Origin of the sequence: Vibrio anguillarum (assembly GCF_003390515.1) — a bacterium.
Taxonomy (GTDB): Bacteria; Pseudomonadota; Gammaproteobacteria; order Enterobacterales; family Vibrionaceae; genus Vibrio; species Vibrio anguillarum.
The window spans coordinates 525,075-538,517 of the sequence record NZ_CP031478.1; the positions used below are offsets into that span (position 1 = coordinate 525,075).

A 13,443-nucleotide genomic window follows, 5' to 3' on the forward strand; every position below is an offset into this window, starting at 1 on the left:
AAAACATATTCAAAGTTAAAGAATTTTCAACTAGGTTATCAATTGATAATTTTATTGTTTTAGATCATCTAAAGCTCAACTTGCTCTCGTGCTACAGCATTCTTTTCGGTAAATTCCTTGTCATAAATTGATACACGTTTTTGCAATATTGTTCATAATTTCAGGAGACTTAAATGCTAGAGCTTTTAATTGGCTTGGCGGTAACAGTAGCGGTGGGTTATTTCATTGTTAAAGGTTACAAGCCAGCCGGTGTGTTACTCACCGCAGGTATCGTTTTATTGCTATTAACTGGCGCACTTGGCTATTCAGTGCTGCCAGCCAAAGTACCCTCAACCGGTAACACGGTAACGGATGCACTCGAATTCGTGAAATACATGTTGCGTTACAGTGGTGGCGGTTTAGGCATGCAAATTATGTTGCTGTGTGGTTTTGCTTCGTACATGACACACATCGGCGCCAACAATGTGGTTGTAAAACAGTTTTCTAAACCTCTTTCGGTTATTACATCCCCTTATATCTTGCTGGTTGCTGCTTACATTGTGGCATGTTTGATGTCTTTAGCAGTGAGCTCAGCAACGGGTCTTGGCGTGCTGTTAATGGCCACTTTATTTCCGATGATGGTAGCGATGGGGATCTCTCGTCCGGCCGCAGTTGCGGTATGTGCATCTCCTGCTGCGATCATCCTTTCCCCGACATCCGGTGATGTGGTTATTGCGGCGGAAAAATCAGGCCTACCTTTACACGTTTTTGCCGTGGAAACGGTTCTTCCTGTTTCGATCTGCGCCATTATCGTCATGGCGATCGCGGCCTTCTTCTGGAACAAATATCTCGATAAGAAAGACAACACACCGATGGAAAAAATCGATGTTTCCGCCATCGAAGTGAAAGCACCGGCTTACTATGCGGCTCTTCCATTCTTACCTATTGTGGGTGTGTTCTTATTCAACGGAGAAACCATTCAAGGTTTGAGCCTTGATATTTACACCATTGTGGTCGGATCCATCTTCATCGGTGCATTGGTTGACTTCGTGACGAAGCGTTTTAAAGGTAAAGAGACGTTAGAAGATCTAGAATCATGCTACGCAGGCATGGCCGAAGCATTCAAAGGCGTGGTGATGTTATTGGTTGCTGCGGGCGTGTTCGCACAAGGTTTGATGTCGATTGGGGCAATTGATAACCTGCTTCATCTTGCAGAAACCGCAGGCGCAGGCGGCATAGCCTTGATGCTGATTTTGACAGGCCTTACCGTAGCAGCCGCTATTGCGACGGGTTCAGGCAACGCTCCGTTCTACGCCTTTGTTGAGTTAGCGCCATCGTTGGCGGCTAAATTGGGCGTGAATCCAGCCTTTCTCATTATCCCGATGCTGCAAGCTTCAAACCTTGGGCGCACCATTTCACCAGTATCAGGCGTCGTTGTAGCAACAGCTGGTATGGGTCAAATCAGTCCATTTGAAGTGGTAAAACGCACTTCCGTTCCTGTCATCCTCGGTTTAATCACGGTCATTATTGGTACAGTAATCCTTGTACCGATGACAGCATAACGTTGACAGACAATCAGGGCGTTCAACAGGACGCCCTTTTTTCAAACCGCTATTTCCAAATAGGTGTTATTTACTCTCGCTATAGCGTTCCAAGTATAAAATCGTTGCTGCCGTGCGCGATGGGACGCGTAGCTTCTTCAGCAAACTCTTCATGTGCACCTTTACTGTCGACTCAGAAATGAACAGACGATCCGCAATTTGTTTATTCCGATACCCTTTCGCGACCTCTTTTAAAATCTGAGTTTCACGGTCGGTTAATGCCTCAAAAAGATCTTCATGCGTATGACGTTCGGCGAGGTACTGAGTAACAAACTCGCTGTACGCTTTTACACCCGTCGCGGCCTGTCTAAGCAGTTCCACCAGCTCATCTGGTTCTGTATCTTTAAGAAGGTAGCCATCAGCCCCCGCTTTCACCATAGCTTCAATATCGAGCGCACTGTCTGATACGGTTAAAATAACAATGGTAGCGGTTGATTCATCCGCACGAAGCGCTGTTAACGTATCGAGCCCTGACATGCCTTTCATATTCAAATCAAGCAGAATGAGATCCGGCTCGATGTCATGTGCCAAAGCGATGGCTTCACTGCCGTTACAAGCTTCAGCAACCACTTCAAAGTCATCTTCAAAACTCAATAGCTGGTTGATACCACGTCTCATTAAAGGATGGTCATCTACCAACATTACTCTACATCTCGTCAAAATTTGTATCCTTTGAACGTTTATATTTCAATATAACTTCACACCCAGCATTGGGTGCGGAGGTTACTGACACTGCGCCATGCAGCCGCGCCGCTCTTTCTTGCATAATGCTTAATCCATAGTGATTGAGCCTAGCACGCTGTTGATCAAAGCCAATTCCATCGTCTTTGACCGTCACCATCACCTGATCATCTAATTCATCACAGTTGACTTGAATAACATTAGCTTGAGCGTGTTTGATAGCATTGATAGTCGCTTCTCGGATCAATTGCAGTAAATGCACTTGTTGATGCGCATCTAAATCAATCGATGACAAATTATTATTAAGCACTATCTCCGCCGTAGTTTGCTCGCCAAGTTCCTCTAGCATGCCCTTAAGCGCTTGACCAAAATTGCCTTCTTTAATCGTTAGCCTAAAGGTGGTTAATAACTCTCTTAACTGGGTGTAAGCGCCCGACAAACCTTGATCAATATCTAAAATGATTTGCTCTTTTTTCTCTGCAGCGTGCGGGGTCTCTGCTCGGCCAATCACGCGTTTTAATAGTGATACTTGTATCTTCAGATACGAAAGCGATTGAGCCAACGAATCATGCAGTTCCCGTGCGATGGTGGCGCGTTCTTCCATCAAGATCAACTGTTCGGCTTGTTTCTGTGCTTGATTATAATAAATGGCACGCGACAATATTTGTACGAAGTTATCAATCAAGGCGCTATTTGGACAAGGCAAGCTGTATTGCAGATACAAGTAACCCAGTTGCATCCCATCTAAGCTCAGCAAAAGCGGAGAAAGGGAGAATCCATTGCTCTCACCTTCGGATAAGCGCGTACTTTTACCCGCGTCATCACCAATTTCTAACTGGGCAAATGTGACCCCTTCAATGGTGACCAAGTGTTGCAAAATCGCTTGAAAATTATCTTGGCTAATGCGCGATGCGGTTAACTCTTGCGAGCAGTCATACAACACTTGCAGTGCTTGGTTGGCATTTTGCAACTTATGGGTTTTCTCATTCACCGCTTGCTCCAAACCGAGGTACAGCTTACCAAGGTCGGTGGCCATTTTATTAAACGTGCGGGTTAAGATCCCCATTTCATTATGGCTGGTGACATTGAGCGATACATCAAATGAACGGTTTTGGATCTGCTCACTGGCGGTCACTAGCGAACGCAATGGCCCCACCACTTCCTTACGAATAAAATGCACCACAAACAATGAGATACATAACACACCACCCAACCCCATGCCGCCAAACCAAGCCAGTTGGATCAGCTTTTGTTCTGAGAAGTGCTGCAACTTAAAGACAAAACGGTCGATTTGGCTGACAAATTTCGCTACCTCATCAAGATAGCGGTCTTTGTTCTCGCTATTTAACAAGCTTTTCAGTTCGTGCCAACGAATGATCAACTGATAATAATCTTTGGTGATGTCGTTTGGCACAGGCCAACGCTGCAATGCTTTCATTGATGGTGAATAAAGCGAACGTTCAAAAAGATAAATGTGAGATGAATAATCCACCGAGTTACTTTGAATATCATGTGCCAATCGATAGCTTTGCATACGCATTGAACCAGCAACGTTCACCGCTTCCGCATCATTGAGTGAGGAAGCGAGTGTAAAAATGGCGTACCCTGTGATGGCAACCGATAACAGTAAAATCGACACCATGGCTTTGGCAATGGTGCTGGTGACCGACTGTTTGGATCGTTTTCTCAAAACATCTCTCCGTGAACCTCTCCTTGCCTATTGTATCTGATTGGGCACCGCTGTCGTTAAAGCCATTCAATATGTGATCACTCGCGCTTGAATTTATTGATCTAAAACAACATGACTAGCCAATTACCTCCTTGGGGGTATTTATAGAAATAGGACAAAAACTACAATTTGTGTATGGATAAATGAAGATTTGTTAACAAATACAGGAATGCACTTTGGTTGATCTCTCGAAAAGGCGTTTTTTTTCTCGTAATCAGGTCGATGACACCATTGTCCGCTTGCCTTGGATTGCTCACCCCCTCTCCTTTTCAGATGAGTGCACTCGCTGCGGCCGCTGCCTAGACGCGTGCGAAACAAAGATCATCACCTTAGGTGATGGCGGCTTCCCAACCATAGATTTTCATATTGATGAGTGCACCTTTTGTTATCAGTGCGCGCAAAGCTGCCCAGAGCCAATTTTCGCACCGCGCTCAACACAACCGTGGCTGGCTAAAGCAAAGCTCGAAGAAAGCTGCTTGGCTAAACGCAATGTGGAGTGCCGTAGCTGCGCTGAGTCATGTGAAGTCAGCGCTATAACGTTCAATTTAGTGATCGGAAAAGTGGCGCAACCGAATGTCGATATTGATGCCTGTAACGGATGTGGCGCGTGCGTTTCCATCTGTCCAACCTCAGCCATCCGTGTGAGCAATATTAATAATAATGAGAGATAAACATGTCACTCAATGAAGTACATATTTCAAGTTTGATCGTTCACGTCGTACCTGAACATTTAGCAGCGCTCAAAGCGACAATCGAATCGTTTGAGAACGCCGAAGTGTATGGCCAAAGCAACGAAGGGAAAATGATCGTCGTTTTGGAAACGGAAAATCAAGGCTTCGTTACTGACACCATCGATGCGATTAACAACTTACCACATGTTCTCAGCACCGCTTTGGTTTATCACCAAATAGAAAGTGGGCTGGATGACACGGATACCAACACTGGAACACAACATTCCCACATTGAGGATGACGTATGAAAATGACAAGACGCGCGTTTGTGAAAGCAAACGCAGCCGCATCCGCAGCCGCTATCGCTGGTATTACTCTACCCGCCAGCGCTACAAACTTGATTGCCAGCTCAGACCAAACAAAAATCACTTGGGATAAAGCGCCTTGTCGTTTCTGCGGTACGGGCTGTTCAGTATTAATCGGCACTCAAAACGGCAAAGTGGTTGCCACACAAGGTGACCCTGAAGCGCCCGTTAACAAAGGGTTGAACTGTATTAAAGGCTACTTCCTTTCAAAAATCATGTATGGCAAAGATCGCTTAACACAGCCACTGCTGCGCATGAAAGATGGCCAATATCATAAAGATGGAGAATTCACGCCAGTGTCGTGGGATCAGGCTTTCGATGTGATGGCTGAAAAGTGGAAACAAGCTCTAAAAGCGAAAGGGCCAACCAGTGTTGGCATGTTCGGTTCAGGCCAATGGACCGTGATGGAAGGTTATGCCGCCGTTAAACTGATGAAAGCGGGTTTTCGCTCTAATAATATTGATCCGAACGCTCGCCACTGCATGGCTTCAGCCGTTGTTGGATTTATGCGCACCTTTGGTATTGATGAACCGATGGGCTGCTATGATGATTTTGAACACGCTGATGCCTTTGTGCTTTGGGGTTCAAACATGGCCGAAATGCACCCGGTTCTTTGGACTCGTATTACCGATCGTCGTTTAAGTCACCCACACGTTAAAGTAAATGTCCTTTCGACTTATTATCATCGTTCGTTTGAGCTGGCCGACCACGGTTACATTTTCCACCCACAAAGTGACCTTGCCATCGCCAACTTCATCGCCAACTACATCATTCAAAACAATGCGGTGAACTGGGATTTCGTCAATAAACATACCCACTTCAAACAAGCGACTACGGATATTGGTTATGGCCTGCGTGACGAGCACCCACTGCAAGTTAAAGCGAAAAATGCCAACTCCGGTGATGTGACTGCGATTGACTTTGAAGCTTATAAAGCCTCGGTTGCACCTTATACGGTTGAAAAAGCCGCGCAAATGTCAGGCGTTGCCGAAGATAAACTGATCGCGCTTGCAAAACAGTACGCTGACCCTAACACCAAAGTGATGTCACTATGGACTATGGGCATGAACCAACATACTCGCGGTGTTTGGATGCAAAGCTTGGTCTACAACCTGCACTTACTGACAGGCAAAATTGCTACACCTGGCAACAGTCCATTTTCATTAACAGGCCAGCCATCCGCTTGTGGCACGGCACGTGAAGTCGGAACCTTTTCTCATCGCTTGCCTGCTGACATGGTGGTGGCAAACCCCAAACATCGCGCGATTGCTGAAAAAACATGGAAGCTTCCGCAAGGCACCATTCCTGAAAAACCGGGCTTTCACGCGGTACTTCAAGACCGAATGCTCAAAGATGGCAAACTCAACGCTTACTGGGTGCAGTGTAATAACAACATGCAAGCAGGCCCGAATATTAACGAAGAACGTTTACCGGGTTATCGCAACCCAGAAAACTTTATCGTCGTGTCTGACCCGTATCCAACAGCCACAGCGCAAGCGGCCGACTTAGTGCTCCCTACCGCAATGTGGGTGGAAAAAGAAGGCGCTTACGGCAATGCTGAACGCCGCACTCAAGCTTGGTATCAACAAGTTGGTACTGTGGGCGAAGCAAAATCAGACTCATGGCAAGTGATGGAGTTCTCTAAACGCTTCAAAATGGAAGAAGTGTGGCCAGAAGAATTGCTCGCCAAAGCGCCACAATATCGCGGTAAAACCCTGTTTGATGTGCTGTTCAGAAACGGACAGGTTGACCAATTCCCGCTTGAAGAAGCGCGTGAACTGAACGATGACGCACATCACTTCGGTTTCTATGTACAAAAAGGGTTATTTGAAGAGTACGCCAGCTTCGGACGCGGTCACGGCCACGACTTAGCTCCTTATGATACCTACCATAACGTTCGCGGTTTACGCTGGCCAGTTGTGGATGGCAAAGAAACGTTATGGCGCTTTAAAGAAGGCTCTGACCCTTATGCGAAAAAAGGATCTGATTGGGATTTCTACGGCAAACCGGATGGTAAAGCGTGGATCATCTCCGCTCCTTATGAAGCTCCGCCGGAATCACCTGATGCCGAATTTGATATGTGGCTGTGTACAGGCCGCGTGTTAGAACACTGGCACACCGGCACTATGACGCGGCGCGTGCCTGAACTTTATAAAGCCGTACCCGATGCGCTCTGTTACATCCACCCAGATGACGCCAAAGCGCGTGGGTTACGACGTGGTGATGAAGTATTGATTTCCAACAAACGCGGCGAAGTTCGTGTTCGTGTGGAAACGCGCGGCCGAAATCGTCCACCGCATGGTTTGGTCTTTATCCCATTCTTTGATGCTCGCATTTTGATTAACAAGCTGATTTTAGATGCCACGGACCCACTGTCGAAGCAGACAGACTTCAAAAAATGTCCGGTAAAAATCACTAAAGTAGCGTAAGCCAGTTAATGAATGCATCGGCTGCCCTGTGGGGAGCCGATCTCAGAATGAGCCATTAGGCGGAGAATTTAAGATGAAAAAACTACTGATCGCCCTTTTATCTTTTGGGGCTTTATTTGGCCAAACGGTACAGGCGGAACTGAATAACCCCGGCGGAAACGGTGGGCTGGAATCGCTGCGTGGCGCAACGCAACTTGAAGAGACTCGTCCTACAGACGACTTTAAGAAGTACCCAAGAGATCAGGCGCTTGAAAGCGAATACGTCTATCAGCCACCTTTGATCCCGCATAACATTCGTGGCTACGAAGTGTCGCTAAACGCCAATAAGTGCCTTGCTTGTCACAGTTGGAAAAATGCCAAAGAGATGGGCGCAACCAAAATCAGTGTGACCCACTATGTTAACCGTGAAGATGCGGTGCTAGCTGACGTCTCACCGCGCCGTTATTTCTGTTTACAGTGCCATGTACCGCAAGCCATTGCGAAGCCTTTGGTGGAAAATGAGTTCAAATCCGTTGATTCACTTCGCTAATCGTAGCCAGATAATAACTTAAGAGGCTATTTATGAAATTATTAAAAGCGTTTTGGAAAAGGCTCACAAGCCCAAGTAAAGCGGCCGTTGGCATCGTATTGTTCATGGGGTTTGCAGGTGGTCTGCTATTTTGGGGCGCATTTAACACCGGTATGGAAGCAACAAACTCAGAAGAATTCTGCTCAGGCTGTCATGCACCGATTGTGGCTGAGATCCAAGAGACGATTCACTATTCTAACCGTTCCGGCGTACGTGCTATCTGCTCTGACTGCCATGTTCCCCATGAGTGGACAGACAAGATTATCCGCAAAGTGCAAGCCTCCAAAGAGTTGTTTGCTCATGTGGTATTAGGCACCATTAGCACACCCGAAAAGTTTCAAGCACGTCGAGCACATCTCGCGGAGCGTGAGTGGTCACGATTGAAAAATAATGACTCATTAGAGTGCCGCAACTGCCATGAGTTCGAATACATGGATTTTTCAGAGCAAGGTCCACGCAGTGCCAAACAGCATTCAACCGCCCTTGCTAGTGGTGAAAAAACCTGTGTCGATTGCCATAAAGGTATTGCACATAAACTGCCAGACATGCAAGGCGTTGAAGGCTGGCAATAGGAGAATTAACCCATGAGTACATTAGAATCGGTGATTTGGCATATTCTTGGTTACAGCGCGATGCCTGTTATTATCTTCGGCGGCTTTGCGGTGGTTGCCGCCGTTTCACTTTGGTTGCTGTCATTGAGTAAAGATAAAGAACTATAAATTACACTTCCTACCGTAATTTATAGTCCACTACCAATGAAAATCCGCCTGTACATAAGGCGGATTTTTTTACTTCACTTTAAATGACATGCGCAGAAATACTAAGGCGCGGAATCCACCACTACGGGCAAGTAATGTTTAGGTTCAAGTTTCAACCACTCTGGTAACACAGTCCCGATTGAGATTGAAGACCAAGTTCCAGAAATAATACCGATGAACATTGCAATAGCAAACCCTTCAAGCGGCTCCCCGCCCATTAACCACAATGCGGAAACGGTGAGTAATGTCGTACCCGAAGTCACCATAGTGCGTGAGAACGTCGCAATCACGGCTTGGTCGGTAATCTCTTTGGTTGGCGTACTTTGCTTGGCCACGAGCAGTTCACGAATGCGGTCGGCAATGATAATAGAGTCGTTCAATGAATAACCTAATACCGCCAGTACCGCCGCAAACACGGTTAGGTTGAACTCCATCTGTGTCAGGGCAAAGAAACCGAGCACTAAAATAACGTCATGCAGCAAGGCCAACAACGAGCCGCTCGCTAAACGCCATTCAAAGCGGAAACACAAGTAACCTAAGATACACAGTAAGCAGATCATCAACGCTAAACTACCTTGCTCCACCAGATCTTGCCCCACTTGCGAGCCGACCATACTGTTGCTCACCACCGTCACATGCTCAGAGACGTCGCTGAGCAAAGTTGGAATGTTAGGCGTCTCTTGATCGCTTTCAGGAAGAGCGTAGCGGATAACCCAACGTCCTTCTTCACCTGCTTTGGTGAGCATCGTTGAATCTCCTAATGTAGGTTTCAACGCTTGCAGTAACTCTTTGTTGGTGAGGGTTTTATCGACCGTGACTTCGGTGACCATCCCACCAGTAAAATCCAAACCCATGTTGAGGCCTTTCACACCAAACGCCACTAATGAGATCAGCATCAATGTCACAGAAAGTACGCTCGTGATGTAACGAATTGGACGAATATGGCTTTTCAAATAATCAATCATGTTTATACCCTTACATCACGACGAGCATCTCGTCCCCAAATGAGATTGATAACCGCACGCGAAGCAAACACACCGCTGAACATACTGGTCATAATGCCGAGCCCTAAGGTCAGGGCAAAGCCTTGGATTGGACCATTACCGATCGAATACAGAATCACGGCAGTGATCATAGTGGTGACGTTGGCGTCAAGAATGGTGCTAAAGGCGCTGCTAAACCCAGAATCAATCGCTTGGGCGAAATTACGTCCTTCTGCAATTTTGTCTTTGATACGTTCAAAAATTAGCACGTTGGTATCGACAGCCATGCCAACCGTCAAAACTAGACCTGCAATCCCCGGCAAGGTCAGCACAGCACCCGGCAATAAGGCAATCAGACCAATGAGACACACCATGTTAAACAGCAACGCCGCGTTCGCCACCCAACCTAAACGGCGATACCAAAGCGCCATAAAAGTCAGCGTTAATGCCATACCTAAGGCTAATGCGGCAAAACCATTTTGAATATTTTCTGCGCCCAATGAAGCGCCGATGGTACGCTCCTCTACGATAGTCACAGGCGCGGTTAATGAACCTGCACGCAGCAATAAAGCCAGCTGCTGTGCTTCTTCCATCGAACCTGCACCAGTGATTCTAAATTGGCTACCCAGCTGCGATTGAATGGTCGCAACACTGATCACTTTTTCGCTACGCTCTGTTTCGCCACGAGCATTGGTGGTGTATTCACGGTACACGGTCGCCATCGGCTTACCGATATGCTTGGATGAAAAATCACTCATGATTTTGCCACCCGCGTGGTCAAGCGAGATGTTGACCTCAGACATTCCCACTTGGTCAATACCTGCGCGCGCATTAACAATGTGATCGCCGGTTAATACAGGGCGTTTAGTAAGTACAACATTGCGGCCATTTTCATCTTTTAGCACAATGTCTTGCGACGTAAACGCTTCGCTGGGTGATTTCGCCTCATAAAAAGCAAGGCTCGCCGTCGCACCAATCACGTTTTTCGCTTGTGATGGGTCTTGCACGCCCGGTAATTCGATACGAATGCTGTGTTCACCTTGGCGCTGAACCATAGCTTCAGTGATGCCTAGCTCTTCAATGCGATCACGCATAATCTTGAGGTTCTGTTGCAGCGTCGTTGATTGGAAATCGACTCGATTCTGTTTTGAAGGCTTGATCAGCAGTTGATCAGAAGAGCGTTGAATATCCCACCCTGAGTAAGTCTCTTTAAGAAATGCATTGATTTTATTGAGATCTTCCGCTGAATTGCTTATTACTTTGAAGCCATCAATGCCTTCAGAGCTAACTTTCACGCTGCGAAGACGCTCGTCACGAAGCTTATCTTTCACGGTATCGATCATGCTGTCACGCTGCTCTTGGAACGCTTTATCCACGTCAACGTTCAGCAAAAATTGCACACCACCACGCAGATCCAACCCTAGTTTAATCGGGTTAAAACCTAAATTTGTCAACCATGTTGGTGCAACCGAAACGTAAGAGAACGTAATACTGTCTTCTTTTTCAATCATGCCATCGAGTAATTCTCTGGCGTGTGTTTGCTGGACTTCATCAGCAAAGACTAAGGTCGTTTTCCCACCTTGCTGCTGTATGTTTTGTACCGCAATATCGTTTTTTTCGAGTAGATGAGTTAATTCCACGACTGAATTAAGCGTCTCATTTTTAGCGGAGACTTGCAGTTGAATCGACGGCTGTTCGCCGTACCAGGTGGGTATAGCGCTCAAGGCAAGCACAACCAAAGTGGCGGCCAATACGATATACTTCCACGCAGAATAGTGATTAATAAGACGTGCTGACGCCTTTTTATTTTGTGTTTTTTTCATACCAATCCTCTCAGCAAAGCTGAGTTGTTATTACTTTAAATAAACAAGTTAAATGAACAAGCGAGTGACTTTGTCACTTGATATAAAGTAAGAGGGATCAGTACTGGCTATTTAACGCCACATACATGGCATTCGTTTCTTTCCAACCAGAAATTCTGTGGTTAGAACTATAGGGGCGAGCTTGCCATGCCGCCAACTCAGCGACAGGAAAAAGATAAAGCCTAAAGGGAGCGACGGTGACGTCGTAATTGGGTGTGTTATCGACAAAAGTGGGGCCATCGTATTCAACGACTCGGGAAGTTACCCCCCAACGAGACGCAGTGACGATTGCAGCAGAAGTGTCTGAGTGAAGCGATTTTGATACGGGTGGAGCCGTTTGTTTATCTTGTTGATCAGAGATAGGTTGTTGAATAGCAATAGCTTGAGGCAATGTTTGCTGATGAACAATCGCCGTGAGCGAGGTTTTTTCACCATGTTGTAGGATAACTTTACATTCAGCGTGGCTGTGCGTTTCACTCTCAATTAAATAGCCGAACGCTTGCGAAGGCAGAACCACCGCAAGAAGCGTAAACCAGACATATTTAATAAAGTGCCAATGCATGAAAAAATCATTCCTCTCAACTCAAGCAGGCATCATATTCCTGACAACCATAAGCCTCAAGTAAAAAGATCTAAATGCTCTTATCACTTTAGCTAATGAGAAGCGTAAAATATTTCTTTGCTTTGTATATCAAAGTAAATTTTGTTGGCTAACTTGCGGCCACCACAATACACAAAATAAACCTCACGTTCTTGATATTTGAGCGACTTTACCCAGCCACCAAGCTCTTCAAAATCTTCTGGTACGCAGGTTTCATTTTTCAGCAACTCATCGGTTTTCTGCACAAAAGCCGTTTCATAGAGTTTAAAATCATCCGAATTCGCAATGTACTGCGTGACCGTTTTACGGCGCTCCTCTGCCGTGATCAGCGGGGCTTGCTCCACTAAACCATCCAAAGGTATCCACTCCGCGACTTCCGGCCCGTTTTCCTCATAGACAAAATAATCGGTAATGCGGCCAAAACCTGCTTTGCGCTCCAAGATTTTAACCTTATCACCACGGTATAGAACCCGCTCAACAAACGCTTGTGCATCGGGCTTTTCTCTTACTCCGAGTCTTGCTAAATCGACATATAAATCATTAACAAGCGGTTTTGGTGGCAAGGCCGTTTTAGGAGCCGCCTCAGTGGTTGGCACTTGTTCTTCATCGTTCGAACTCGACGAATCGGCCTGCAGTGCTTCTTGCTCGGGAAGATAATAAAGAAAGTAATAGCCAGCCCCCGAGCCCGCCAGCCCAAGCAGTAATAATAGAAACATCAGCATTTTTTTCATCTTGCTGCTCATTCCTTTCTTGTTGTGCGCAACCTTGTTCGGCACGGCACGCTTTAATTGTTCGTTAATTATAGTTGAAATCTCCGCATGTCATTTTTACTCACTATTCGAACCCATAGCGATACTAACGACAGCCTAATCCTGAACTTGATGCTATGCGTCAATCTTCTGCAAAATCAGCCTATAAATGGAATAAAGGACTCAAATTTATCTTCAACAGCAACCTAGCCACTCGATCAAATCCTATATTCATTTCACAGTTCTACATCTATAAGTCCGGACATCTTGTTAAGTATCCTATTCAAAGTTAACTAGGTTTACATTTTCCGACTTACCCTATACTGGTAATAAGTTGAAATACATTTAATAAAATTATTTCATCTCACTGCGATAAATTCTATTTAATTTTTTAAAGAACGCTACTTTCAATTACAAAACCAATTTCACTTCATACCGATGATCTTCTAACTCAAGGTTATTAGGAA

The 13,443-nt window shown here is 45.9% G+C and carries 13 protein-coding genes; 7 read left to right on the top strand and 6 right to left on the bottom strand.

Translation table 11 applies throughout. The annotated features are described in order from the left end of the window. Positions 1-173 precede the first annotated feature (173 nt). The gene (gene dcuC / locus DD616_RS02295; protein WP_019281627.1) at positions 174-1,541 is read left to right on the top strand and encodes an anaerobic C4-dicarboxylate transporter DcuC; all 1,368 of its coding nucleotides are present in this window, start codon (positions 174-176) and stop codon (positions 1,539-1,541) included. A gap of 66 nt (positions 1,542-1,607) precedes the next feature. Here dcuC and DD616_RS02300 read toward each other — a convergent pair whose 3' ends face one another. Together DD616_RS02300 and narQ are read right to left on the bottom strand one after the other, a co-directional pair. Then, positions 1,608-2,240: a response regulator gene (locus DD616_RS02300; protein WP_013868534.1), complete on the bottom strand. Its 633-nt coding sequence runs from the start codon at positions 2,238-2,240 to the stop codon at positions 1,608-1,610. Then, complete coding sequence (gene narQ / locus DD616_RS02305; RefSeq protein ID WP_208871376.1) at positions 2,227-3,951, bottom strand: nitrate/nitrite two-component system sensor histidine kinase NarQ; 1,725 nt, start codon at positions 3,949-3,951, stop codon at positions 2,227-2,229. The genes DD616_RS02300 and narQ overlap by 14 nt, the downstream gene beginning before the upstream one ends. Before the next feature lie 215 nt (positions 3,952-4,166). Between narQ and napF the strand changes: the two genes are divergently transcribed. The 6 genes from napF (at position 4,167) to DD616_RS02335 (ending at position 8,742) form a co-directional block, all read left to right on the top strand. Next, positions 4,167-4,661, top strand: a complete 495-nt coding sequence (napF, locus tag DD616_RS02310) for a ferredoxin-type protein NapF (RefSeq protein WP_017045373.1) — start codon at positions 4,167-4,169, stop codon at positions 4,659-4,661. 2 nt (positions 4,662-4,663) lie between these two features. After that, complete coding sequence (locus DD616_RS02315; RefSeq protein ID WP_013868531.1) at positions 4,664-4,969, top strand: chaperone NapD; 306 nt, start codon at positions 4,664-4,666, stop codon at positions 4,967-4,969. Continuing rightward, positions 4,966-7,455, top strand: a complete 2,490-nt coding sequence (gene napA, locus DD616_RS02320; RefSeq protein ID WP_094166349.1) for a periplasmic nitrate reductase subunit alpha — start codon at positions 4,966-4,968, stop codon at positions 7,453-7,455. The genes DD616_RS02315 and napA overlap by 4 nt, the downstream gene beginning before the upstream one ends. Positions 7,456-7,528: 73 nt before the next feature. Next, complete coding sequence (locus DD616_RS02325) at positions 7,529-7,984, top strand: nitrate reductase cytochrome c-type subunit (RefSeq protein WP_208871377.1); 456 nt, start codon at positions 7,529-7,531, stop codon at positions 7,982-7,984. A 32-nt stretch (positions 7,985-8,016) separates the two neighbouring features. Then, on the top strand, positions 8,017-8,595 hold the full coding sequence (locus DD616_RS02330; RefSeq protein ID WP_013868528.1) for a NapC/NirT family cytochrome c: 579 nt from the start codon (positions 8,017-8,019) through the stop codon (positions 8,593-8,595). Between the two features lie 12 nt (positions 8,596-8,607). Then, complete coding sequence (locus DD616_RS02335) at positions 8,608-8,742, top strand: TIGR02808 family protein (protein WP_013868527.1); 135 nt, start codon at positions 8,608-8,610, stop codon at positions 8,740-8,742. 101 nt (positions 8,743-8,843) lie between these two features. Here DD616_RS02335 and secF read toward each other — a convergent pair whose 3' ends face one another. The 4 genes from secF to DD616_RS02355 form a co-directional block, all read right to left on the bottom strand. After that, entirely contained in the window at positions 8,844-9,746 is a 903-nt protein-coding gene (gene secF / locus DD616_RS02340; protein ID WP_017042927.1) for a protein translocase subunit SecF, read from the bottom strand. Positions 9,747-9,748: 2 nt separating this feature from the next. Further along, entirely contained in the window at positions 9,749-11,587 is a 1,839-nt protein-coding gene (gene secD / locus DD616_RS02345; RefSeq protein WP_170900831.1) for a protein translocase subunit SecD, read from the bottom strand. Between the two features lie 97 nt (positions 11,588-11,684). Further along, positions 11,685-12,188 (bottom strand): hypothetical protein, encoded by a 504-nt coding sequence (locus tag DD616_RS02350; protein ID WP_208871378.1) that lies wholly within the window; start codon positions 12,186-12,188, stop codon positions 11,685-11,687. A 92-nt stretch (positions 12,189-12,280) separates the two neighbouring features. Then, positions 12,281-13,003, bottom strand: a complete 723-nt coding sequence (locus tag DD616_RS02355) for an SH3 domain-containing protein (protein WP_208871379.1) — start codon at positions 13,001-13,003, stop codon at positions 12,281-12,283. Positions 13,004-13,443 lie beyond the last annotated feature (440 nt).

Excerpts from the sequence above, each read along its gene's own strand:
- dcuC (WP_019281627.1), top strand. The coding sequence starts at position 174 with ATGCTAGAGCTTTTAATTGGCTTGGCGGTAACAGTAGCGGTGGGTTAT.
- DD616_RS02315 (WP_013868531.1), top strand. The coding sequence starts at position 4,664 with ATGTCACTCAATGAAGTACATATTTCAAGTTTGATCGTTCACGTCGTA.
- napA (WP_094166349.1), top strand. The coding sequence starts at position 4,966 with ATGAAAATGACAAGACGCGCGTTTGTGAAAGCAAACGCAGCCGCATCC.
- DD616_RS02325 (WP_208871377.1), top strand. The coding sequence starts at position 7,529 with ATGAAAAAACTACTGATCGCCCTTTTATCTTTTGGGGCTTTATTTGGC.
- DD616_RS02330 (WP_013868528.1), top strand. The coding sequence starts at position 8,017 with ATGAAATTATTAAAAGCGTTTTGGAAAAGGCTCACAAGCCCAAGTAAA.
- DD616_RS02335 (WP_013868527.1), top strand. The coding sequence starts at position 8,608 with ATGAGTACATTAGAATCGGTGATTTGGCATATTCTTGGTTACAGCGCG.
- secF (WP_017042927.1), bottom strand. The coding sequence starts at position 9,746 with ATGATTGATTATTTGAAAAGCCATATTCGTCCAATTCGTTACATCACG.
- secD (WP_170900831.1), bottom strand. The coding sequence starts at position 11,587 with ATGAAAAAAACACAAAATAAAAAGGCGTCAGCACGTCTTATTAATCAC.
- DD616_RS02350 (WP_208871378.1), bottom strand. The coding sequence starts at position 12,188 with ATGCATTGGCACTTTATTAAATATGTCTGGTTTACGCTTCTTGCGGTG.